The organism is Paenibacillus sp. GCM10027627 (assembly GCF_042675505.1).
Classification (GTDB): domain Bacteria; phylum Bacillota; class Bacilli; order Paenibacillales; family Paenibacillaceae; genus Pristimantibacillus.
In genome coordinates this window covers 1,519,888-1,541,860 of the sequence record NZ_JBHTHB010000001.1, presented here as the reverse complement: position 1 = coordinate 1,541,860, position 21,973 = coordinate 1,519,888, and the positions used below count along the sequence as shown (strand labels likewise).

General features: G+C 51.1%; 24 protein-coding genes. 23 read left to right on the top strand and 1 reads right to left on the bottom strand.

The window, feature by feature from the left end; translation table 11 throughout:
• The first annotated feature begins 153 nt into the window (after positions 1–153).
• The 19 genes from ACFQZE_RS07610 (at position 154) to trmD (ending at position 17,480) form a co-directional block, all read left to right on the top strand.
• Positions 154–675: a YceD family protein gene (locus ACFQZE_RS07610; protein ID WP_379355273.1), complete on the top strand. Its 522-nt coding sequence runs from the start codon at positions 154–156 to the stop codon at positions 673–675.
• Positions 676–707: 32 nt separating this feature from the next.
• Positions 708–881 (top strand): 50S ribosomal protein L32, encoded by a 174-nt coding sequence (rpmF, locus tag ACFQZE_RS07605; RefSeq protein ID WP_116043433.1) that lies wholly within the window; start codon positions 708–710, stop codon positions 879–881.
• A 224-nt stretch (positions 882–1,105) separates the two neighbouring features.
• On the top strand, positions 1,106–1,702 hold the full coding sequence (fapR, locus tag ACFQZE_RS07600; protein WP_379355550.1) for a transcription factor FapR: 597 nt from the start codon (positions 1,106–1,108) through the stop codon (positions 1,700–1,702).
• Positions 1,686–2,675, top strand: a complete 990-nt coding sequence (gene plsX, locus ACFQZE_RS07595; RefSeq protein WP_379355270.1) for a phosphate acyltransferase PlsX — start codon at positions 1,686–1,688, stop codon at positions 2,673–2,675. Before fapR ends, plsX begins: the two co-directional genes overlap by 17 nt.
• Before the next feature lie 9 nt (positions 2,676–2,684).
• The gene (locus ACFQZE_RS07590; RefSeq protein ID WP_379355268.1) at positions 2,685–3,671 is read left to right on the top strand and encodes a beta-ketoacyl-ACP synthase III; all 987 of its coding nucleotides are present in this window, start codon (positions 2,685–2,687) and stop codon (positions 3,669–3,671) included.
• A gap of 61 nt (positions 3,672–3,732) precedes the next feature.
• The gene (fabD, locus tag ACFQZE_RS07585; RefSeq protein ID WP_379355266.1) at positions 3,733–4,671 is read left to right on the top strand and encodes an ACP S-malonyltransferase; all 939 of its coding nucleotides are present in this window, start codon (positions 3,733–3,735) and stop codon (positions 4,669–4,671) included.
• Positions 4,672–4,684: 13 nt separating this feature from the next.
• Positions 4,685–5,434, top strand: a complete 750-nt coding sequence (fabG, locus tag ACFQZE_RS07580; protein ID WP_379355264.1) for a 3-oxoacyl-[acyl-carrier-protein] reductase — start codon at positions 4,685–4,687, stop codon at positions 5,432–5,434.
• An 89-nt stretch (positions 5,435–5,523) separates the two neighbouring features.
• Positions 5,524–5,757: an acyl carrier protein gene (gene acpP, locus ACFQZE_RS07575; protein WP_087572610.1), complete on the top strand. Its 234-nt coding sequence runs from the start codon at positions 5,524–5,526 to the stop codon at positions 5,755–5,757.
• 169 nt (positions 5,758–5,926) lie between these two features.
• Complete coding sequence (fabF, locus tag ACFQZE_RS07570; protein ID WP_379355261.1) at positions 5,927–7,168, top strand: beta-ketoacyl-ACP synthase II; 1,242 nt, start codon at positions 5,927–5,929, stop codon at positions 7,166–7,168.
• Positions 7,158–7,859 carry a ribonuclease III gene (gene rnc, locus ACFQZE_RS07565; RefSeq protein ID WP_379355259.1) on the top strand — a complete coding sequence of 234 codons (702 nt, stop codon included), beginning with the start codon at positions 7,158–7,160 and terminating at the stop codon, positions 7,857–7,859. Before fabF ends, rnc begins: the two co-directional genes overlap by 11 nt.
• Positions 7,860–7,995: 136 nt before the next feature.
• Positions 7,996–8,796 carry a phosphotransferase gene (locus ACFQZE_RS07560; protein ID WP_379355257.1) on the top strand — a complete coding sequence of 267 codons (801 nt, stop codon included), beginning with the start codon at positions 7,996–7,998 and terminating at the stop codon, positions 8,794–8,796.
• Between the two features lie 161 nt (positions 8,797–8,957).
• Positions 8,958–12,533 (top strand): chromosome segregation protein SMC, encoded by a 3,576-nt coding sequence (gene smc / locus ACFQZE_RS07555; protein WP_379355255.1) that lies wholly within the window; start codon positions 8,958–8,960, stop codon positions 12,531–12,533.
• A gap of 49 nt (positions 12,534–12,582) precedes the next feature.
• A complete protein-coding gene (ftsY, locus tag ACFQZE_RS07550; RefSeq protein ID WP_379355253.1) occupies positions 12,583–13,593 on the top strand; it encodes a signal recognition particle-docking protein FtsY in 1,011 nt (336 codons plus the stop codon).
• 177 nt (positions 13,594–13,770) lie between these two features.
• Positions 13,771–14,181, top strand: coding sequence for a putative DNA-binding protein (locus tag ACFQZE_RS07545; RefSeq protein ID WP_379355251.1), 411 nt, complete (start codon positions 13,771–13,773; stop codon positions 14,179–14,181).
• Complete coding sequence (ffh, locus tag ACFQZE_RS07540) at positions 14,160–15,548, top strand: signal recognition particle protein (protein WP_379355249.1); 1,389 nt, start codon at positions 14,160–14,162, stop codon at positions 15,546–15,548. Before ACFQZE_RS07545 ends, ffh begins: the two co-directional genes overlap by 22 nt.
• Positions 15,549–15,586: 38 nt before the next feature.
• Positions 15,587–15,859, top strand: coding sequence for a 30S ribosomal protein S16 (gene rpsP, locus ACFQZE_RS07535; protein ID WP_379355247.1), 273 nt, complete (start codon positions 15,587–15,589; stop codon positions 15,857–15,859).
• Positions 15,860–15,884: 25 nt separating this feature from the next.
• Entirely contained in the window at positions 15,885–16,115 is a 231-nt protein-coding gene (locus ACFQZE_RS07530; RefSeq protein WP_379355245.1) for a KH domain-containing protein, read from the top strand.
• Between the two features lie 87 nt (positions 16,116–16,202).
• Positions 16,203–16,727: a ribosome maturation factor RimM gene (gene rimM / locus ACFQZE_RS07525; protein WP_379355243.1), complete on the top strand. Its 525-nt coding sequence runs from the start codon at positions 16,203–16,205 to the stop codon at positions 16,725–16,727.
• Between the two features lie 3 nt (positions 16,728–16,730).
• Positions 16,731–17,480 carry a tRNA (guanosine(37)-N1)-methyltransferase TrmD gene (gene trmD, locus ACFQZE_RS07520; protein WP_379355241.1) on the top strand — a complete coding sequence of 250 codons (750 nt, stop codon included), beginning with the start codon at positions 16,731–16,733 and terminating at the stop codon, positions 17,478–17,480.
• Positions 17,481–17,534: 54 nt separating this feature from the next.
• Here trmD and ACFQZE_RS07515 read toward each other — a convergent pair whose 3' ends face one another.
• Positions 17,535–18,974 (bottom strand): S-layer homology domain-containing protein, encoded by a 1,440-nt coding sequence (locus ACFQZE_RS07515; RefSeq protein ID WP_379355239.1) that lies wholly within the window; start codon positions 18,972–18,974, stop codon positions 17,535–17,537.
• A 203-nt stretch (positions 18,975–19,177) separates the two neighbouring features.
• Here ACFQZE_RS07515 and rplS point away from each other — a divergent pair, with 203 nt between their 5' ends.
• The 4 genes from rplS to ACFQZE_RS07495 all read left to right on the top strand — a co-directional run bounded on the left by rplS (position 19,178) and on the right by ACFQZE_RS07495 (position 21,848).
• A complete protein-coding gene (gene rplS, locus ACFQZE_RS07510; protein WP_379355237.1) occupies positions 19,178–19,519 on the top strand; it encodes a 50S ribosomal protein L19 in 342 nt (113 codons plus the stop codon).
• Positions 19,520–19,613: 94 nt separating this feature from the next.
• Positions 19,614–20,315: a signal peptidase I gene (gene lepB / locus ACFQZE_RS07505; RefSeq protein ID WP_379355235.1), complete on the top strand. Its 702-nt coding sequence runs from the start codon at positions 19,614–19,616 to the stop codon at positions 20,313–20,315.
• 14 nt (positions 20,316–20,329) lie between these two features.
• Positions 20,330–21,220: a ribosome biogenesis GTPase YlqF gene (ylqF, locus tag ACFQZE_RS07500; RefSeq protein ID WP_379355233.1), complete on the top strand. Its 891-nt coding sequence runs from the start codon at positions 20,330–20,332 to the stop codon at positions 21,218–21,220.
• 25 nt (positions 21,221–21,245) lie between these two features.
• Entirely contained in the window at positions 21,246–21,848 is a 603-nt protein-coding gene (locus tag ACFQZE_RS07495; RefSeq protein ID WP_379355231.1) for a ribonuclease HII, read from the top strand.
• The last annotated feature ends 125 nt before the right edge of the window (positions 21,849–21,973 follow it).

Genomic DNA, 21,973 nt, shown 5'->3' with positions numbered 1-21,973 from the left:
CCCATCCTTTCGATCATTATAGTTGGTTACACTATAACATAGAGTGGGATTGCCTTTACAGAAGATGAGGCGCGGTCAAATACGAAGAGTGAAATTGTTGACAAAACAGCTTTTGAATGGCTATAATAATCTTTGTTTGTTTGGAGTGATGATATGCAGTTTCATATGCAAGAGTTGATGGCCAGAGGGCTGAAGTCAACCGTTCGCAAGGAGCTTGACGTCAGCGATTTGTTTAAGGGACGCGCAGATGTGGTCAGTACAGGCCCGCTGCATGTGTCGCTTGAGGTTGCCGGCCATGAAGGATTCGTTACGGTGGACGGCGAATTGTCCATCGATCTGGAGCTTGCTTGCTCAAGATGTCTGGAACCGACCCAAGAACATACGGTTATTCCGTACTTCGAGCAGTTCAAGCCCGCTTCCGACGCTAAGGAGGAAGAGGACGGGAACGAAGGCGAAGATGATGATTTTGTTGAAGTCAAAGCGGACAAACTGGATCTATTGCCTTACTTGGAAGAAGCGCTGCTAGTCTTTATGCCCTTCGCTCCGTTGTGCGGCAAAGATTGCAAGGGACTCTGCCAAACATGCGGTGAAAACTTGAATGAGCGTGCATGCGAGTGCAAACATGAGCGGATTGATCCGCGGTTTGCTTCGCTGAAGGATTTATTTAAGGAATAACAGCGATTGATTTTGTGAAGGAGGTGGGAAATATGGCAGTACCTCAACGTAGAACATCCAAAACTCGCCGCGACAAGCGTCGTACGCATTTCAAGCTTGCGATACCGGGCATGGTAAAGTGCGAGCAATGCGGAGAGCTGAAATTGGCTCACCACGTGTGCAAAGTGTGTGGATATTACAAAACAAAAGAGATCATTTCCCAATAATAATGATTTCAACGATAGCACTTCATCTAGCGGTGGGGTGCTATTTTTTCATTTCATTGCGCAGAATGATTTTTTTTTATATACTGATTTAGTACCAGGTGATAAAACTATCGGTTTAACATATATCTAGTAAGGAATGCGGTTCGGCTATTGCGATTGCTAGAGGACGCGCTCAGTCATTCCACTACTCATTATCGACAAAAGGGGTGCCGAGCATGGAACGATTGCCCAAGCGTCAGCGACATCAGCAGCTGACCCGTCATATAGAAGACAATCCTTTTGTAACGGATCGGGAGCTAACCCGTTTGCTTAAGGTCAGCATTCAAACGATCCGGCTCGACCGGATGGAGCTTGGCATTCCCGAACTGAGGGAAAGAATGAAGCTGATGGCGGAACGTTCCTATGATTCCGTCCGCTCTCTTCCTTTGCACGAGGTCATTGGCGAAATTGTAGATTTGGAGCTCGACAAAAGCGGCATTTCCATTTTCGAAATACGCGAAGAGCATGTATTCTCCCGAACCTCGATCGCGAGGGGCCATCATGTGTTTGCGCAGGCCAATTCGCTCGCGGTAGCCGTTATCGATGACGCAATCGCTCTTACTGTAACGGCGGACATCCGGTTTATACGGCCTGTTAAGCTGGGAGAGAAATGTATTGCGAAAGCTTACGTCCGCTCCATTTCGGGGGAACGAAGCAAGTCGAAGGTAGAACTGTTTACATATGTAGGCGACGAGATGGTGTTCCAAGGAAACTTTGTCATCTACAGATCTGCTGGAGAAGGGAACAACGGAGGGGGAGAAGAACATGCGGATCGCGATTGACGCGATGGGCGGAGACCACGCCCCTGGGCTGATTGTAAAGGGAGCGCTGGAAGCGGCGGCCGAATGGCCTGATACGGAGCTTGTTCTGGTCGGAGACAAGGCGGCTATTGAACCTTTAATTGGCGGAAGTCTTCCTGCTAACGTCAGCATTGCACATGCGGATGACGTGATCGGACCGGACGATGAGCCGGTTAAGGCAGTAAGAAGGAAAAAGGGAGCGTCCATGGTTGTGGCGGGCCAATTGGTGAAGGACAAGCAAGCCGACGCCATGTTGTCTGCCGGCAACACGGGAGCGCTTATGGCAACCGGCTTGCTTATTGTCGGTCGGATGGAAGGCATCGAGCGCCCTGCACTGGCTCCGATGCTGCCGACTATGGACGATGTCGGCCTATTGTCGCTCGATCTGGGGGCCAATATGGATGCCAAGCCGGAGCATTTGATGCAATATGCTATTATGGGCAGCATCTATCGCTCAAAGGTGCATGGGCTGGAGAGGCCGCGGGTTGGCCTTCTCAATGTCGGAACGGAAGCCAAAAAAGGCAACGAGCTGACTAAGGCAGCTTACGAATTGCTGGAGAACGCACCGATTCATTTTATCGGCAATGTGGAAGCTAGAGACGTGCTTAACCGCAATTGCGACGTTCTCGTGTGCGACGGATTTTCTGGAAATATTATGCTGAAAGCGATGGAAGGTACGGCGGGCATGATTTTCAGCACGCTCAAGGATGCTTTCGGAAGCTCCTTATTGACCAAAATTGCAGCTGCCATTATGATTCCGAAGCTGAAACAGCTAAAAAAGAAATTAGATTATAAAGAACATGGCGGTGCGCCGCTGCTCGGGCTTAACGGCCTAGTCGTCAAATGCCATGGCTCGTCCGATGCGTTTGCGGTCAAAAATGCGGTGCGTCAGGCAAGAATTGCGCTTCAAGGAGATCTCATCGGTTCGATCTCCGCAGAAATTAACGGGAAGTGAGTGTTTAGCATGGGGTTGCATTCTGTCGGTATTATTGGAACAGGCAAATATGTGCCTGAACGAATCATTACCAATCAACAATTGGAGCAAATGGTGGAGACAAACGACGAATGGATCGTGACGCGCACCGGCATTAAAGAGCGCAGGATGGCTGCGGAGGCGGAGGCGACCTCCGATCTCGCTTACCATGCATCCAAGATGGCGATCGAAGCTGCAGGCATTACGGCAGAAGATATTGACCTGATTATCGTATCGACTATCACGCCGGATATGTTTTTTCCTGCGACGGCTTGCTTGCTGCAAGACAAGCTGGGCGCCAGCAAGGCGGCCGCATTTGATTTGTCCGCGGCTTGCTCGGGCTTTATTTACGGGCTTGCCACAGCATCGAACATGATTGCGACTGGCATGTACAAACATGTGCTTGTCGTAGGCGCGGAGACGTTGTCCCGCATTACGGACTATACAGACCGCAATACGTGCATCCTGTTTGGCGACGGCGCGGGAGCTGTTGTTTTAGGTCCAGTGAAAGAAGGACGGGGATTCCGTGCTTTTGAGCTTGGCGCAGACGGAAGCGGCGGCGAACTGCTTAAAGTAAGCGGCGGCGGATCTCGTCTTCCCGCTTCGGAAGACAGCCTCGCCTCCAAACAGCATTATATTCATATGGCGGGCAATGACGTATTCAAATTTGCCGTCCGCATTATGGGCAGCGCAGCGGAGGACGCTTTGGAGAAAGCGGGCCTGACGAAAGAAGACATCGATCTGCTTGTCCCGCATCAGGCGAATATCCGCATCATCCAATCCGCCATGAACCGGTTGAACTTGCCGGAGAATAAGGCGATGATCAATCTGGACAAATACGGCAACATGTCTGCGGCTTCCATTCCTGTGGCTCTGGCGGAAGCTGTTGAGCAGAATCGGGTAAAGGAAGGCGATTGCCTCGTATTTGTCGGTTTCGGCGGCGGATTGACTTGGGGAGCGTCTGTGCTGATTTGGTAATGGGACTTATCCCCGCCTTATTGCGGGAGCCATTTGTTATTGGGTGTAGGAGGAAAACACGTTGACGAAGACGGCATTTGTATTTCCAGGTCAAGGCGCGCAAACGGTAGGAATGGGCAAGGACGCCTACGATGCGTTTGAAAGCGTCAGAGCTCTTTTTAAGGAAGCCGATGATGCGCTTTCCATGGATTTGACTTCGCTTATTTTTGACGGTCCAGAGGAAACGTTGAAACAAACGGCGAATACACAACCTGCGCTGCTAACGGTAAGCGTAGCTTTTCTTAAGCTGCTTGAGGAAAGCGGGCTTAAGGCAGATTACGTTGCGGGTCACAGCTTAGGGGAATATAGCGCACTTGTTGCTGCGGGAGTGTTGCCATTCCGGGATGCGGTGCGTACGGTTCGCGCCCGCGGCTTGTACATGGAGAAGGCTGTGCCAAGCGGGCAAGGCGCAATGGCAGCGGTACTCGGTGCGGAACGGGAAGCGCTCGCGAGCCTATGCGCTTCGATTACGGCGGAAGGAACGTCGGTTGAGCTGGCTAACGTGAACTGCCCCGGACAAATCGTCGTCTCCGGCACGGCGGCGGGCGTACAGGCTGTAGTTGAGAAGGGACGCGAAGCGGGAGCGAAACGAGTGATTCCTCTTGAAGTAAGCGGACCGTTCCATTCCTCGCTTATGAAGCCGGCTGCGGAGCAGCTAGCCGCCGAGCTTGAGGCGTTGGAGTTTAGAGATGCCGCGGTGCCTGTCATAGCGAATGTGACGGCCCGTGCAGTAAGCAATGGAAGCGAAATTCGTAAGCTGTTGGTTGAGCAGGTGTACTCCCCAGTCCTTTGGGAAGACAGCATCCGGTATTTGATTTCCCAAGGCGTCGATACGTTTGTGGAAATCGGGTCTGGTACCGTGCTCACCGGTCTCATCAAAAAAGTGGACAGAAGCGTTCGCGTTATTTCGGTTAACAGCATCTCGGCACTAAACGAGCTGCAGGTTAGCGAGACACTTTAGGAGGGATTTTATTATGTTTGCGAGCTTGGAGGGCAAAAAGGCGCTTGTTACAGGCGCTTCCCGAGGAATCGGCAGGGCGATTGCAATCGCGCTTGCGGAGGCGGGAGCCGATGTTGCCATCAATTATTCCGGCAGCGAGGCAGCTGCAGCGGAAACGGCTGCGGCGGTTGAAGCGCTTGGACGCCGTGCAATCGTGATCAAAGCGAATGTAGGCAAAGCGGATGAGTTTGAAGCGATGGTAAAAGAAGTCATCGACGGACTTGGTTCGCTTGATATTTTGGTGAATAACGCCGGCATCACAAAAGACAATCTGATTATGCGCATGAAAGAGGAAGAATTCGATCAAGTTATCGAAACGAATCTTAAAGGCGTGTTTAACGGCATCAAGGCGGTTACTCGTTCGATGATGAAGCAGCGTTCAGGCCGGATTATTAACATTTCGTCCGTTGTCGGCGTGCTCGGCAATCCCGGTCAAGCCAACTATGTGGCGGCTAAAGCTGGCGTCATAGGTCTGACAAAAGCAAGCGCCCGCGAGCTCGCCTCGCGCGGCATTACAGTCAACTGCGTGGCCCCGGGCTTTATTCAGACGGATATGACCGACAAGCTGTCCGGTGAAATGAAGGACTCGCTTGCGACACAAATTCCGCTGGCCAGACTTGGCGAGGCGGCAGATATCGCAAATGCAGTCCGTTTCCTTGCTTCCGATGCGGCGGCCTATATGACAGGTCAAACCGTCCATGTAGACGGCGGCATGTACATGTAATAGCGCTTGGAAGCAAAGAATTGAGTTACAAGGTAAAGATGGCATTTTAACATCAATTCTCGTATAATACGGTGGAGGAGGTGAACCGGATGTCCGAAGTAGTAGATCGCGTAAAACGAATTGTCATCGACCGCCTTGGCGTAGACGAAGCGGAAGTAACTCTTGAAGCTTCTTTCAAAGATGACCTCGGAGCTGACTCTCTTGACGTGGTTGAATTGGTCATGGAGCTGGAAGACGAGTTTGATATGGAAATCTCTGATGAAGATGCAGAGAAAATCACGACGGTGGGAGAAGTTGTAACTTACATACAATCTCATACCTAAGTTGGACAAGTCCCGTTTCAACAAAACGGGACTTCTCTCCATGTTGGACGTTTTATTCCGATCGAGTTTTCTAAAAAAATGAATGATTAAGCTTAATGGCTATTTATATAGAAATGAAGAGATCCAGTCCCTGGAATCTTCTAAATCGTTGTCAGCAGAGGTGAATGCAATGAAACAAAGAGTTGTTGTGACAGGCATGGGAGTAATGACCTCGCTTGGTTCGGATTTGGAGCAGTTTTGGAGCAATTTGCTGGAGGGCAAGTCCGGAGTATCCGTCGTTGAAGCTTTCGACTTTTCAGAATATCCTACTCGCATTGCCGCGGAAGTTAAAAACTTTAATCCAGAAGATTATGGCATCGACAAGAAGGAATCGCGCAAAATGGACCGTTTCGTTCAATTTGCGGCTGTTGCAAGCAAGCTTGCTGTTGAAAATGCGGGACTTGTCATCGGTGAAAACGCCGATGCGGAAAGAGTAGGCGTTATGGTAGGCTCCGGCATTGGCGGTCTCGGCACTTGGGAAGACCAGCATAACGTGCTGCTGGAGAGAGGCCCAAAACGCGTCAGTCCGTTTTTTATTCCGATGATGATCGCGAACATGGCTTCGGGCCAAGTATCCATGCTAACCGGAGCGAAAGGCCCGAACAGCACTGCGGTAACCGCGTGCGCAACGGGAACCCACTCCATTGGCGACTCGTTCAAAATGATTCAAAGAGGCGACGCGGACGTGATGATTGCCGGCGGTGCCGAAGCGACGATTCGTCCAACGGGCATGGCAGGTTTCTGCTCCATGCGTGCGATGTCCACTCGCAACGACGAGCCGGAGAAGGCAAGCCGGCCGTTTGATTCCGGTCGCGACGGATTCGTTATGGGCGAAGGCGCTGGTATCTTGATCTTGGAATCGCTTGACCATGCAAAGGCTCGCGGCGCGAAAATTTATGCGGAAGTGATCGGCTACGGCATGAGCGGCGACGCTTTCCATATGACTGAGCCAGATCCGGACGGCGCTGCTCGCTGTATGACGAAAGCGATTAAGGATGCGGGCATCGAGCCTTCCGATATCGATTATATTAACGCGCATGGCACGTCTACTCCTGTGGGCGACAAATCCGAAACGACCGCCATCAAAAAAGCGTTTGGCGATCACGCCTACAAAGTGGCGATCAGCTCGACCAAGTCGATGACAGGCCATTTGCTTGGCGCTGCAGGCGGGGTAGAGGCGGTTATTTTGGGCCTCACGCTCAAAAACGGCATAATCGCTCCTACTATTAATCTCGACAATCAAGATCCAGAACTGGACCTGGATTATGTGCCGAACAAGCCTCGCGAGGCGAATGTAAAAGTGGCTTTGTCCAATTCCTTTGGTTTTGGCGGACATAACGCTACGATCGTGATGAAAGCATATGAAGCATGAACATTTTGACGAGCTGCAGCAGAAGCTGCAGCTCGCTTTTAAACGGACGAAGCTGTTAAGGCAAGCCTTTACGCATACATCCTATGTAAACGAGCATAAACGGGGCTCCGTCCAGGACAATGAGCGATTGGAGTTTTTGGGCGATGCCGTGCTCCAATTGCTCGTGTCGGAATATTTATTCGCCACTTATCCAAAACGCCCAGAAGGCGAGCTTACGCGGATGCGCGCATCTGTCGTATGCGAGCCTTCACTCGCTTATTTTGCGGAAAGGCTGGAGCTTGGAAGCTATGTGCTCCTGGGCCGGGGCGAAGAGCAGCTCGGCGGAAGACATCGCCAAGCTTTGCTGGCCGATTTGTTCGAATCGTTTGTCGGCGCGATTTATCTCGATGCCGGAATCGAGCGGACACGGGCTTTTTTGGAAGAGCATATGTTTCCGTATATTGAATCGGGCGACTTCGGCTTGCTCATGAAAGATGCCAAGTCCAAGCTGCAAGAGCGATCGCAGCATTACGGCCTTGGTCCGGTAGAATACCGGATTTTGGAGGAGCGCGGCCCTGCGCATGACCGTGAGTTCATCGTTGAGGTTTATCTTGGCGAAGAGCGGTATGGAGTAGGCGCAGGTCGGACGAAGAAGGAAGCGGAACAGCGTGCAGCGGCGGAAGCTTGGAGCCGGCTTGCGACGGATTCATAAGCATCGTGGCAGGCTTATAAGCATTCTGCGGTTCAACATTTAATCCCTTGGAGCAGTTTTGATCCGGGGGATTTTTATATTTTGGCCAGCATGACCGGTTCAAGTTAAATTTAGAAAAGCAAGGGGAGGAAGTCTAATGACCCAAGAAGAAGTGCTGACAGGCGGCAATGTGAATCATATTGTCCGAATATCGGATACCGTTCTCCGTCCTACAGGCTATTGGAGCCCTTACGTTCATAAGCTGCTCAACCATTTGGAGAAACAAGGTTTTGAGGGAGCGCCAAAGTTTTTTGGCGTGGATGAATCCGAACGTGAAATATTGTCTTTTATTGCAGGGGAAGTTCCAGGGAACGATTACCCTGATCTTGAACCGTATATGTGGTCGGATGAAACGCTGGAGGGGCTGGCCAAGCTTCTGCGCCGTTTCCATGACGCGGCTGAAGGGTTCGAATTCATAAAGGGAGGCAGTTGGCAGCTTAGCTATGCTGACGAAAGCCAGCATGAAGTTATTTGTCATAATGACGCTGCGCTTTATAATACGGTTTTTCAAAACGGGGCGCCGATAGCGCTCATTGATTTTGACATGGCAGGTCCCGGACCGCGTATGTGGGATATTGCCTATACCCTTTATACCTCCGTTCCGCTTGCCGGTTTTGCGCCTGGTCATTGTTCGGGAACAACGGAAGCATACCAAGACGATTTGCACGCGGCGAGTCGCAAAATGCGAATTCAATTGTTTTTTGATTCTTATGGAATGGCTGTTCCCGGTGATTTGAAACAGTGGATTATTCGGCGTTTGGCCGTGCTTTGCGAGACGCTTCGCTATGGCGCCTCCAATGGAAATCCCGCTTTTCAAAAAATGGTGGAAGAGGGCCATTTGGCGCATTACGAAAAAGAAATTCAGTTTGTAGGTAAACATTTTGAGGAATGGATGTAGCATCCAAAAGTCGATCCCTTATCCTGCCCTTGTTTGCAAGGCGATTTTGTCAAGGAGACGAGCGTCTTTTCGTTCTGTTTTGGCTCATAATGGAGGGGGCAAGGGGATTAACGCGAAGGATAAATCTGTGTTACAATGGAGGGTGAGGTGAAAGCCAAGCCATGTTTTTGAAACGGATAGAATTAGCGGGTTTTAAATCCTTCGCCGATAAGACCGAGCTTGAATTTGTAAACGGTATTACGGCGGTGGTAGGGCCGAACGGTTCGGGGAAAAGCAACATCTCCGACGGCATACGCTGGGTGCTTGGCGAACAAAGCGCCAAAAGCCTGCGCGGCGGCAAAATGGAAGATATTATATTTGCAGGCAGCGATGCGCGCAAAGCCGTCAACTACGGCGAAGTTTCGCTTACGCTGGACAACTCGGATCATGCGCTGCCTTTGGAATACAACGAAGTCACGGTAACAAGGCGGGTGCACCGCAGCGGCGACAGCGAGTATTTGATCAATAAGCAGCCATGCCGCTTAAAGGATATTACCGAGCTTTTTATGGATACCGGCATCGGCAAAGAAGCTTACTCTATTATCGGACAAGGCCGGATTGAGGAAATTTTGAGTACGAGATCGGAAGATCGGCGCGGTATTTTTGAGGAAGCGTCCGGTATCGTGAAATATAAGTCCCGCAAGCGCGAAGCGCAAAAAAAGATGGATGAGACGGAGCAAAATTTACTTCGCATTCATGATTTGGTTTCGGAGCTTGAAGATCAGGTGGAGCCGCTCCGCAAGCAGTCGGAGAAGGCCATTCATTTTAAAACGCTCAAAGAAACGCTGAAGACTAAAGAAATTTCCATGTATGTACATAATATTGAAACTGTGCATCAAGCTTGGTCCAGCGCAACCGAAAAGCTGGAGAAGCTTCGGGAAGAGCAGCTTCAGCTCGGAACGGTCGTCAGCAAGCATGACGCTCATCTGGAGCATGACCGATTGCAGCTTCGCGAGCTCGAAGGAGAGCTTGACGCCTTGCACGAAGCGATGCTGCAAATCAGCGAGGATGTAGAGAAGTGTGAAGGCTATGGCGAGGTACTGAAAGAGCGGAAGCGGAATCTGGATCAGAACAAGCGTCAACTGGAGGAGTCCATTTCGGCGCAGGATGGCAGAATTGCCGCGCTTACGAAAGACGAGGCGGAGTTTCGCAGCCGCTCCGCAGCGCTGGAATTGGAGCTGGCCGACCTTCGCACGAAGTTAGTTGCGGAAGAAGCCAACCTGCTCGGTGTAGCGGGAGGCGCTGTCATTGACGCGGAAGAGAGCCTGAAGGGCGAATTGCTGGAAGTGCTGAGCGCAATGGCTCAGCAGCGCAATGAGATCCGTTACGCGCAGCAGCAGCAAGAAACGCTGCAACGCCGATTGGAGCGGATTGGCGATGATGAATCGAAATGGGCCGAGCAACAAGAAAAGCTGAACAAACGTCGTGTGGATTTGGAATCCGCCCTTCGAGATGCTTTGGCAAAGCTGGATTCCATTCGAAACCGGATGCTGGAACAGACGGAAGCGGTCAAGACGCTCGCTGTTCAGCTCGAAGAAGTATCTTCCGCTATCCGAAAGTGGGAGCAGAGGCTCGACAGCCATATTTCCAGACGCGATACGATGAAGGAAATGCAGGATGCGCTTGACGGCTTTATGCAGGGCGTCAAAGAAGTGCTGAAATCGGCCCGACGCTCTTCCGGCGGGATCGAAGGCGTTCATGGCGCGGTAGCGGAGCTTGTGCGCGTGCCGCAGCGAATCGAGGTGGCCGTAGAGACGGCGCTTGGAGGAGCTCTCCAGCATATCGTTATGGAAGATGAGAGGACAGCAAGAGCCGCCATCGCGTTTCTAAAGCAGCGGCAGCTCGGCAGAGCGACCTTTTTGCCGCTTGACGTTATTAAAGGCCGGAGCGTTCCCGAAAGCGAGAAGCGAACCGCCGAAAGCATCGAAGGTTTTGTCGGCGTTGCTTCCGAACTAGTGGGATGCGACAGCCGTTATCAATCGATCGTCAACAATTTACTCGGCAACGTGTTGCTGGCCGAAACGCTTGAGCAAGCGAACCGTATTGCGTCCAGATGCCAATACCGCTACCGGGTCGTGACGCTGGAAGGCGACGTTGTCAATGCGGGCGGTTCAATGACGGGCGGCAGCCTGCAGAAAAAGGGCGCCAGCCTTCTCGGCAGAACCCGGCAAATCGAGGCGCTGGATCAGGAGATCAAAGACGCCAAATCGACGGTGGAGCAGCTGCGGAACAAGCTGAGCGATTTGCGGAAGGACAATTCGATCCGGTCGCAAAATTTGGAAGAGCTGCGTTCCGGGGCGGAGCAGTGCCGGTTCGAGGAGCAGGGCATCCGGGCCGAATTGCAGCAGCTCGGCGTGGAAGCGAAGCTGCTCGCCGAACAGAGCGAGCTGGCGGCATCGGAGAGAGGCTCCTTTGCCGCGGAGCGGAAGCAAATAACGGAAACATCCGAAGCGGCCGAGCGCAAGCTTGAGCAGTTGATTATAGACGAGGCGAGGCTTCAGGAAGCGATCCGGATGGCGGAGGAACGCCGCAAGGCAAGCGAGTCCGCTAAGGAAGAGCTGCAAGGCCAGTTGACCGACATCAAAATTGCGGTCGCCAAGACGGATCAAGAAAAAGCGAGCTTCGAGGATCAAGCCGGACGTGTCCGGTCGGATATTCAGCGTGCGAAGGCGGAGCTAGCCAATTTAAGATCGCTTTTTGCCCAGCAGGAAGAAGAACTCGCAAGGCATAGCGATGAGAGCGTCACCCAAATTGAGCAGTTGAACGCGCTGCGGATCAAAAAGGCGAGCTGCGCTGAGGGGACCGATCTGAAAAGGGCGGCCCGCGCGCAAAAAATTGCCGGACTTGAGCAGGGAGAAAGCGAAACGAAGGAGCAGCGGGTACAGCTTAGAGCTGTGGAGGATCAGCTTCGCGGAACTGAAATTGCGGTGAACAGGCAGGATGTCGAACTCGACAACTTGCTCCGCAAGTTAAGCGAGGAATACGAGCTTAGCTACGAGCTCGCGAAGGATCAATATCCGGTTCCGGACGATGTGATCGGCACGCAAAATGAAGTGCGCGATTTGAGACGCCAAATTTCCGCTTTGGGTGAAGTGAATCTCGGGGCTATAGAGGAATACGAGCGTGTCAAAGAACGCTATGAGTTTCTCTCCGAGCAAAAAGACGATCTCATCGAAGCCAAAACGACGCTGTATCAAGTCATTAAAGAAATGGACGACGAGATGTCGAAGCGGTTCCGGACTACGTTTGAGGCGATTCGCGGACATTTTGTCGTCGTGTTCAGCAAGCTGTTCGGCGGAGGGCGCGCCGACTTGGTTATGGTGGAGCCGGATCGGGTGCTTGATACGGGCATCGATATCGTGGCGCAGCCTCCAGGCAAAAAGCTGCAAAACTTGCAGCTGCTCTCTGGCGGCGAGCGAGCGCTTACGGCTATTGCGCTGCTGTTTGCCATTTTGCAGGTGAAGCCTGTTCCGTTCTGTGTGCTTGACGAGGTAGAGGCGGCGCTCGACGAAGCGAACGTATCGCGGTTTGCGCAATATTTACGGGAATTTTCCGAGCTTACGCAGTTTATTGTGGTCACTCACCGCAAAGGAACGATGGAAGAGGCCGATGTGCTTTACGGCGTGACGATGGAGGAGGGCGGCGTTTCCAAGCTGGTTTCCGTCCGTCTAGAGGAAGAAGAGCCGGTTTCGGCATAAAGCCCGAAAAGGGCAGATCAGGTGAGGTCAGGATGGAGGACAGGCTACAATGAGTTTTTTCAAAAAGCTGAAAGAAAGTATCGCGGCCAAAACGGAAGCGGTCACTAATGTATTTAAAGAAGGTCTTGCCAAAACAAGGACAGCCTTTGTCGAGAAAGTGGAGGAGCTAATTACCCGCCGCAAAAAAATCGACGAGGAGTTTTACGAAGAGCTTGAAGAAATTTTGATCGGGGCCGACGTTGGCGTAACGACCGTTATGAAGCTGATTGACGAGCTGCGGACGGAAGTGAAAAAACGTAAAATCGAGGATGCGGCTGACTTGCAGCCCGTTCTTTCGGAGAAGCTTGTCGGTTTGCTTAAGGGCGATGATCAGGCCGATCTTCGAATGGCTCCAACCGGGCAAACGACCGTTATTTTATTTGTAGGCGTCAATGGCGTCGGCAAAACGACGACAATCGGCAAGCTGGCCCACAAATTCAAAAGCGAAGGCAAATCCGTATTAATGGCAGCTGGCGATACGTTCCGGGCGGGAGCGATCGAGCAGCTTGAAGTATGGGGACAGCGCGTAGGCGTGGAAGTGATTAAGCAGTCGTCCGGCTCCGACCCTGCTGCCGTTATGTTTGATGCCGTTCAAGCGGCCAAGCAGCGTAAAGTGGATGTGCTGCTATGCGATACGGCGGGACGGCTTCAGAATAAGTCGAATCTGATGGAGGAGCTGAACAAAATTTTCCGCGTCATTCAGCGGGAATTGCCCGACGCTCCGCATGAGGTTCTACTTGTGCTGGATGCGACAACAGGCCAAAATGCGCTTAGCCAAGCGAAGCTGTTTGGAGAAAAAAGCGGCGTAACGGGACTTGTTCTGACGAAGCTGGACGGTACAGCCAAAGGCGGCATTGTCATCGCAATTCGAAACGAACTGAATTTGCCGGTTAAGCTTGTTGGACTTGGCGAGAAAATGGGAGACCTGCAAACCTTCGATTCCGAGCAATTTGTACATGCTTTGTTCGCCGGTTTAATTAGCCGCGAGGAAGAAGGAAATTCGCAGGAACAGCAGGTTTAATACGATGTAAGCTCGATTAATAAGGCTATCCGAAGACGAATGGACACTGACAAGGTAAAAGACTTGACAGGGCCATTCGTCTTCATGTATGATAGGTAACGTTGCACGGCTGTAAAGGCTAGCGCCTTGACGGTCGGTAGTGGCTTGAGCGAAAGCGAGATGGAGGGGGCGAAGGCAATGAAGGGAAATGAACCGGATGCCTTGGCGAGAACAACAAGAATCAACTTGCTGTTCGACTTCTATGAAAGCTTGCTGACGGACAAGCAACGGACTATACTTACTTATTATTATCACGACGATTTTTCGCTCGGCGAAATCGCTTCTGAATTCGGCATTAGCCGCCAGGCAGTGTATGACAATATCAAACGTGCAGAGGGCACGCTTGAAAGCTATGAACAAAAGCTGTCGCTGCTGACCAGGCATGAGAGGCTGATGAGATTTACAGACCAGTTGGAGCGGGAAATTGACTCCATCGTGACGAATGAATGGGATAAACAGTCGCTTGTGAATGTCATCGGACAGTTCAGGGCGGCGGAATCTACGGCAAGAGAAGGGGGCGAGGGTTCATGGCAGCATTTGAAAGCTTAAGCAATCGGCTTCAGAATGTGTTCAGCAAGCTGAGGGGCAAAGGCAAAGTATCAGAGGCTGATGTAAACGAGGCCATGCGTGAGGTTCGCCTGGCGCTTCTGGAGGCCGACGTAAACTTTAAGGTTGTCAAAGACTTTATTGCCAAGGTGAAGGAGCAGGCAATTGGCCTGGACGTATCCAAAAGCTTTACACCTGGCATGGTCATTATCGACATCGTAAATAAAGAGTTGACCGAGCTGATGGGCGGAACTCAGTCGAAGCTCGCAAAAGCCAATAAGCCGCCGACGGTCATCATGATGGTGGGCTTGCAAGGCGCGGGTAAAACGACAACCTCCGGCAAGCTGGCGAAGCTGTTGCAGAAAGGCAATCATAAGCCGCTTCTGGTAGCGTGCGACATTTACCGTCCAGCCGCCATTAAGCAGCTTCAAGTGCTGGGCGAGCAAATCAATGCTCCTGTCTTTTCACTTGGCGACCAGACATCGCCTGTCGACATTGCTAAAGCGGGATTGCAGCATGCGAAGGAAAACGGCAATGACTATGTAATCTTCGATACAGCGGGACGGCTGCATATCGATGAAGAGCTGATGGAGGAATTGAAACGAATCCATCAGCATGTTGGGCCCGACGAGGTTTTACTTGTTGTCGACGCTATGACGGGGCAAGATGCGGTCAACGTCGCACAAAGCTTCCATGAGCAGCTTGAGCTGACGGGTGTCGTGCTTACAAAGCTCGACGGAGATACACGAGGCGGCGCGGCTCTATCCGTTAAGGCGGTTACAGGCAAGCCGATCAAGTTTGCGGCCATGGGCGAGAAGATCGATTCGCTTGAGCCGTTCCATCCTGAACGGATGGCTTCGCGGATTTTGGGCATGGGCGATATGCTCTCGCTTATCGAGAAAGCACAAGCGGGCATCGACGCGGATAAAGCGGCCGAGATGGAACGCAAAATGCGCAACGCAGAGTTTACATTTGATGATTTCCTCGATCAAATGGAGCAGGTTCGCAAGCTGGGACCGCTGGATCAAATAATGGATATGCTGCCGGGCATGAACAAGCTCAAAGGCGGCATGAAAGATATGAAGGTCGACGAAAAGCAGATCGGCCGGATTGAAGCGATCGTCCGCTCTATGACGAAGGAAGAGAAAGAAAAGCCAGAGCTGCTTAACCATAGCCGGCGCAAGCGCGTCGCTGCGGGCAGCGGCACGACGATCGTCGAAGTAAACCGCTTAATTAAGCAGTTCGACGATATGCGCAAAATGATGAAGCAATTTTCGTCCATGATGGGTCCAAAAGGCCCTAAAGGACTTAAAGGCGGCAAAAAAGGGCTAAAAGGGATGCTCGGCAACAAAATGAAGTTCCCGTTTTAGTTAGAACCTAGTCTATTTTTCGAAGGAGGTGAATTATCATGGCAGTACGTATTCGCTTGAAACGTATGGGTGCTCACAAAGCTCCATTCTACCGCGTTGTTGTATCGGATTCCCGTTCCCCGCGCGACGGACGTTTTATTGAAGAAATCGGAACTTACAATCCGGTAGCTCAACCAGCTCAAGTTTCTATCGACGAAGAGAAAGCATTGAAATGGCTGCAAACGGGTGCGCAAGCTTCCGACACAGTTCGCAACTTGCTTTCCAAAGCTGGTGTATTGAAGAAGTTCCATGAGCTTAAGCAACAGAAATAACTGTTGAAGAGCGGAGGGCTTTGCGATGAAGGAGTTAATTCTAGTCATAGCGAAAGCTTTGGTGGATCATCCGGAAGACGTGCGCGTAGGTGTGAAAGATGATGAGCGCAGCACGGTTTACGAGCTTTCCGTTCACCCTGACGATATCGGCAAGGTGATCGGGAAGCAAGGGCGCATTGCCAAAGCGATGCGTACGGTCGTCACTTCGGCTTCCGTCAAATCGAGCAAACGCGTCATTGTCGATATTATTTCATAAACCGCGCTAGCCCCAGGGTTGGGACGTAAGTCCTGACCCTCTTTGGTGTGTTATAATAACGGTACTAACCGTAGGAGGACTGATGGCATGAGCGAGAAATGGTATACAGTCGGTAAAATAGTAAATACACACGGCATTCGCGGCGACATTAAAGTGCTGTCGCAAACGGATTTTGCGGATGAGCGCTTTGCGCCCGGCAGCAAGCTGCGAGCGGTAAACGAAGAAAATGGACAGTCGGTGGATATAACGGTGGTAAGCTCTCGCGAGCATAAAAATATGTATTATTTGAAGCTTGAAGGCTACCATAACATCAACGACGTTGAAAAATATAAAGGTTGGATACTTAAAATTGCGGAATCCGACCAAGGAGATCTTGAAGACGGCCAATATTATTATCATCAAATTATCGGCTGCTCCGTAGTAACGGAAGATGGGGAAGCTCTAGGCGTTATTTCGGAAGTATTAAGCCCAGGCGCTAACGATGTGTGGGTAGTGGAAGGGCCAAAAGGCAAAGGAAAACAGGTGCTTCTTCCAGTGATCGACGATGTCGTATTAACCGTCAACGTGCAGGACAAGCTTGTAACCGTGCGGTTGATGGAGGGGCTGATTTAAACGATGAAAATCGATGTGTTGACGCTTTTTCCGGAAATGTTCGAAGGCGTGTTTGGCGCCAGCATATTAGGCAAGGCGAAGGACAAAGGCATTGTTTCCTTGCAAGCGGTCAACTTCCGCAACTATTCGAACAACAAGCATAATACCGTAGACGATTATCCGTATGGCGGCGGCGGTGGAATGGTGCTTAAGCCTGAGCCTGTATTTGCAGCGGTGGAAGATTTAGCCGTGCAGCCAGACGTTAAGCCGCGCGTTATTCTGATGTGCCCGCAAGGTGAAACGTTTACGCAGCGCAAAGCGGAAGAGCTTTCCAAGGAAGCTCATCTGGTGCTCATTTGCGGGCATTATGAAGGATATGACGAACGGATACGGGAGCATTTGGTCACCGATGAACTTTCGATTGGCGATTATGTGCTTACCGGAGGAGAAATTCCAGCGATGACGGTTATCGATAGCGTGGTCCGTCTGCTGCCGGGCGTGCTTGGCAACGAAACGTCTGCTGTTACGGATTCCTACAGCACTGGGCTGCTGGAACATCCTCATTATACAAGACCGCCGGAGTTCCGCGGTTGGAATGTCCCCGATATATTAGTATCGGGCCATCATGCCAAGATTGAAGCGTGGCGGAGGGAGCAATCGCTGCTAAGAACGTTCAAGAGGCGTCCGGATTTGCTTGCGAACGTCGAGTTGACAGCCAAGGAGCGGAAGTGGTTAACACAACTGGCGGCTGAGGAGCAACGGGAACAAAAATAAGGGAATGCGGCTTCCAGAGGAGGCTGCGTTCCCTTATTTGTTTATTGCATGGAACTAAAGTGGCGTATAAAAATCTTGCGTGTAATAAATATTGTAGCGTCCGCCAAATGCTACCCCGGTGCCAAGGCGGGTCAGCTCATCGTTTAGGATCGATTCGCGGTGGCCGGAAGTCGAATTCAGGAGCGAATAATGAGCGTACATGCTGTTTGCAAACCCGGCCGCTATATTTTCCGATGCAAGACGAAACTTGATGCCCTCGTCCCTCATTCGGTCAAAAGCCGTTTCACCGTCCAAGTTTTTGTGGCCGAAGAAATTTTGGCTTCCCATGTCCTTGCTATGGGATCTCGCAGCAGCAGCAGCCATCTTGTCCCACTGGAGCGGTTTAATTCCTCGCGCCGCGCGTTCGGCATTTACTAAATCGAATAATTGCAATTCCAAGGCGTTTCGATGACTGTCCTTTAATTGTTTTACATCGAGCTTTTTGAGCCCTTCCGCTTGCCGGAGGATACCGACCACTTTATTTTTGTTTTGCGTGTCGAAAAACAACGTATCGGTGATGCGATCTTTTGTAAACGTATAGTATGTATCCTTTTGTTCGGGTTTTGTCGCTCCCGCCGCGCGTTTTTTCGCTTCTTCCAACGTTTGGCCGATCGCAATGCCGCCGGGATGGGTCCAAACTTTGGACGAGCCGGAAAACTGAGCGACTATTTTGTTTTGCCAGACGCCAAACATGGCAAATGATGCATATGACCGTTTGGCATCGGTATAAACGTACCAGCTGTATTCATAATCACTTGGTTCAATTCGATCGGGTTTGCCGAGCTGATAAAGCAACTTGTCGACATGATCGCCCATGGCTATGCCAAGCAAGCCGTTTTCTTTTGTTTTGACGGCCGTTGTCGGCAGCTTATCCGTATGCTGCTTTAGCATATAAATAAACGTCAGCGCTTCCGCACGGGTTACGGTGCCGTTGGCGGCAAACCCTTCGATTGTGGGGGATGTTTTTCCTTTAGATATGCCTTCGTCCAGTAGCCATTTAATCGCTGCATTTTCCCCATAAAAAGTGGCGGTTGCCGCAGCTGTCATTAGAGTGGCTGCTTGTCCTCTGCGGAAGCTCCCTTTGTCGTTGTCGAAGGTCAGCGGCCATCCCTTCTCATCCCCGTATTGGTAATAGGGGTCTGCCCAGTCTGAGCCCGTTTTACTTGTTTTGACAATGCCGTACGACCTGAGCAGCATAGCTAAAAATTCCGCTTCGCTTACAAATTTGTTCGGCTGAAACGTTCCATCCGCATACCCTTTGACCATTCCCGATTGTACGGCCCATTGGATATAAGACTCGGCCCAATGTCCTTTAGTATCGGAGTAACTTTCCGCATTAGCAAAGCGTTGCGGAGCGGCGAATGTCATCGCGAGCATGGCGATGACGAGCGCTATCGGTATTCGTAAGTTCCGTATCGGCTTCGCTGTGAAACGAAGACCCTTTTCTAGTTGCAATTGTCGCACCTCCGTATTGACTATAAATGTCATAGACAGTATACATGATGAGGCGCCCCGGAATAAACCGGTTGATTTGTGCGTTTATCTATGGTAAAATTTCTAATGTTGTTCGTAAAGTCGGACGGTCCGCTATAAGCGGTGATTGGCTCCAAGGGAGTCAGGAGCTTACATGAACGTCTATGGTGGAAGGAGTGAACTCAATGAATATCGTACAAGCAATTACACAAGAGCAATTGCGCAAAGACCTTCCAAGCTTTCGCCCAGGCGACACGCTAAAGGTACACGTTAAAGTTATCGAGGGATCGCGCGAGCGTATCCAGCTGTTTGAAGGCGTTGTAATTAAACGTCGCGGCGGCGGAATCAGCGAAACTTTTACTGTGCGTAAAATCTCGTACGGTGTTGGCGTGGAAAGAGCTTTCCCACTGCATTCGCCTAAGATTGAAAAAATCGAAGTAGCACGCCGTGGTAAAGTGCGTCGCGCTAAGCTGTACTACCTTCGCGAGCTTCGCGGTAAGGCTGCTAGAATTAAAGAGATTCGTTAAGATGAAACGTCAAGAGGGGCTTGCGAAATCAAGCTCCTTTTCGTTTTTCAATCGTGCTATTACATACTTTAGCTGAGGAAGGGAAGGCGAGATTATGGATTCAGGGCATCGCAACGATGATGGCAGCACGAATACGGCTGAAGAAAAAGCGCAGTCTTCTGAAGGGCACAACAATTCGGAATCATTGCCGGAACGTTCTTCAAGAAGCGGTAAGGCCGGCAAAAAGGGCGGAGCCTATAAGGAAATAGTGGAATGGGTAAAAGCTCTTGTTATTGCAGTGGTGCTAGTCTTTTTTATACGCCAGTTTTTATTTTCGCCTTTTATCGTCGACGGTCCTTCCATGAAGCCGAACTTTGAAACCGGCGAGCGGCTGATCGTCAACAAAATTTTGTATACGTTTAGCGAGCCCAAGTTTGGTGAAGTTGTTGTATTCGACGTGCCGGAGCAAGGACGCAAGTTTATTAAGCGCGTCATTGGGGTTCCGGGCGACAAGATCCGTTTGGAAGGCGACGAACTTTACATTAATGATAAAAAAGTAGAAGAACCATATATTAAAGAAGCGATCGCTGAAGCCCATGCAAGAGGCGAGCTGTACAACGACAGAGACAATTTCCCGAACAATGCCGTTACGGAATCGGTTGTTCCGGAAGGCACTATTTTTGCTCTGGGCGACAATCGGGGCGACAGCACGGACAGCCGGATGATCGGATTTGTGAAGGACGACGAAATCGTCGGCCGTGCCGACGTCATCTTCTGGCCGCTCGACAAAATCAGCTTTATTAAGCATCGGTATTAAAATGAGGTGGAATAATGGCCATTCAATGGTTTCCGGGACATATGACCCGCGCCAAACGGCAAATACAAGATAAACTAAAACTAATCGACATTGCCATAGAGCTGCTTGATGCGCGTGTGCCGCTTTCGAGCCGGAACCCGATGGTGGACGATATTTTGCAAGGAAAGCCTAGACTTATCGTATTGAACAAAGCGGATTTGGCCGACCCTCGGACGACGGAGCAATGGATCGCTTATTTCATTCACGAAGGGCATACATGCGTGGCGGTCGATTCATCAACAGGTTCAAAAGTGGGCGAAATTCAACTCAAGGCAAAAGAAATTTTGCACGAAAAAATTGCAAGGCAAATCGCAAAAGGAATGAACCCGCGAGCGGTTCGAGGACTGATCGTCGGCATTCCAAACGTCGGGAAGTCTACGCTCATTAATCGGCTTGCCGGCAGAAATATTGCAGCGACCGGCGATAAGCCGGGCGTGACGAAGGGCCAGCAGTGGATTAAAGTTGGAACCGAGATGGAGCTGCTCGATACGCCGGGTATTTTATGGCCGAAATTTGAGGACCAACTGGTCGGCTATCGACTCGCCATGACGGGCGCGATCAAAGAACAGATTTTGAATGTGGACGATATCGCCTATTTTGCCGTAAAAGAATTGGTCGGCCGTTATTGGCCAACGATAAAGGAGCGGTACGAGCTTGTTGGCGATCCGCCATCCGATCTTGAGGACAATGAGCAAATCGTCGCAGTGATGGAAGAGATCGGCCGCCGCCGCGGTTGCCTAATTGGGGGCGGACGCGTCGATTTGGAGAAGGCGTCCGGCATCATTTTGCGGGATCTCAGAGCCGGGAAGCTTGGAAGAATTACGCTTGAAGCCCCTTACGACGATATGCCGGTTCGGGAGAAATAACGGCAGAGCGAATGGGGGAGGAGCCATGCTTGGTTTTGAAAAAGAACTTTGGGAAACCGGTTATGTTCACATAGCGGGTGTAGATGAAGTTGGACGAGGCTGCCTCTTTGGCGACGTTGTAGCTGGCGCGGTTATTTTGCCGCCAGGACTTGTCATCGAGGGGGTAGACGACTCCAAGAAATTGACCGAAAAGAAACGGGATCGTCTTTTCGATATCATTGCGGATTGCGCCATAGCGTGGTCGGTGGCGCATGTCGACGCAGCGACGGTCGATGCCATCAACATTAAGCAAGCCGCAAGGCTTGCGATGAAGCTGGCGGTCGAATCGCTTACCGTAAAGGCGGACTATTTGCTTGTCGATGCGGAGAAGGTTGACCTTGAGCTTCCCCAGCAATCGATCATAAAAGGGGATGCAACAAGCCAGTCGATCGCGGCTGCTTCCATTATGGCTAAAGTGACACGCGACCGTTTGTGCGCGGGTGTTTGGGAAGATCGTTATCCCGAATATGGCATTTCTGTACATAAAGGCTATGCAACCAAACTGCACCGGGAGCGGCTGCTTCAGCATGGACCAAGCCCGCTTCATCGCCGGACATTTCTGCGGAAACTTCTTGGCGAATTGGAATAACGAGTGGATGAATAGAAGTGTAGGCTGAAGAAGAACTGCCAGCTTGATTACCCAGATGATGACCGTCTCCGGCATCGTTAGGTAAGCAAGCTTTTTTTATTTTGCGGGCGCGCGGATGTTGGTCT

Excerpts from the sequence above, each read along its gene's own strand:
- acpP (WP_087572610.1), top strand. The coding sequence starts at position 5,524 with ATGTCCGAAGTAGTAGATCGCGTAAAACGAATTGTCATCGACCGCCTT.
- lepB (WP_379355235.1), top strand. The coding sequence starts at position 19,614 with ATGGATTCAGGGCATCGCAACGATGATGGCAGCACGAATACGGCTGAA.
- ACFQZE_RS07545 (WP_379355251.1), top strand. The coding sequence starts at position 13,771 with ATGAAGGGAAATGAACCGGATGCCTTGGCGAGAACAACAAGAATCAAC.
- rpsP (WP_379355247.1), top strand. The coding sequence starts at position 15,587 with ATGGCAGTACGTATTCGCTTGAAACGTATGGGTGCTCACAAAGCTCCA.
- smc (WP_379355255.1), top strand. The coding sequence starts at position 8,958 with ATGTTTTTGAAACGGATAGAATTAGCGGGTTTTAAATCCTTCGCCGAT.
- ACFQZE_RS07495 (WP_379355231.1), top strand. The coding sequence starts at position 21,246 with ATGCTTGGTTTTGAAAAAGAACTTTGGGAAACCGGTTATGTTCACATA.
- trmD (WP_379355241.1), top strand. The coding sequence starts at position 16,731 with ATGAAAATCGATGTGTTGACGCTTTTTCCGGAAATGTTCGAAGGCGTG.
- rpmF (WP_116043433.1), top strand. The coding sequence starts at position 708 with ATGGCAGTACCTCAACGTAGAACATCCAAAACTCGCCGCGACAAGCGT.
- fabF (WP_379355261.1), top strand. The coding sequence starts at position 5,927 with ATGAAACAAAGAGTTGTTGTGACAGGCATGGGAGTAATGACCTCGCTT.
- rnc (WP_379355259.1), top strand. The coding sequence starts at position 7,158 with ATGAAGCATGAACATTTTGACGAGCTGCAGCAGAAGCTGCAGCTCGCT.
- rimM (WP_379355243.1), top strand. The coding sequence starts at position 16,203 with ATGAGCGAGAAATGGTATACAGTCGGTAAAATAGTAAATACACACGGC.
- rplS (WP_379355237.1), top strand. The coding sequence starts at position 19,178 with ATGAATATCGTACAAGCAATTACACAAGAGCAATTGCGCAAAGACCTT.
- ffh (WP_379355249.1), top strand. The coding sequence starts at position 14,160 with ATGGCAGCATTTGAAAGCTTAAGCAATCGGCTTCAGAATGTGTTCAGC.
- ACFQZE_RS07530 (WP_379355245.1), top strand. The coding sequence starts at position 15,885 with ATGAAGGAGTTAATTCTAGTCATAGCGAAAGCTTTGGTGGATCATCCG.
- ACFQZE_RS07610 (WP_379355273.1), top strand. The coding sequence starts at position 154 with ATGCAGTTTCATATGCAAGAGTTGATGGCCAGAGGGCTGAAGTCAACC.
- ylqF (WP_379355233.1), top strand. The coding sequence starts at position 20,330 with ATGGCCATTCAATGGTTTCCGGGACATATGACCCGCGCCAAACGGCAA.
- ftsY (WP_379355253.1), top strand. The coding sequence starts at position 12,583 with ATGAGTTTTTTCAAAAAGCTGAAAGAAAGTATCGCGGCCAAAACGGAA.
- ACFQZE_RS07590 (WP_379355268.1), top strand. The coding sequence starts at position 2,685 with ATGGGGTTGCATTCTGTCGGTATTATTGGAACAGGCAAATATGTGCCT.
- plsX (WP_379355270.1), top strand. The coding sequence starts at position 1,686 with ATGCGGATCGCGATTGACGCGATGGGCGGAGACCACGCCCCTGGGCTG.
- fabG (WP_379355264.1), top strand. The coding sequence starts at position 4,685 with ATGTTTGCGAGCTTGGAGGGCAAAAAGGCGCTTGTTACAGGCGCTTCC.
- ACFQZE_RS07560 (WP_379355257.1), top strand. The coding sequence starts at position 7,996 with ATGACCCAAGAAGAAGTGCTGACAGGCGGCAATGTGAATCATATTGTC.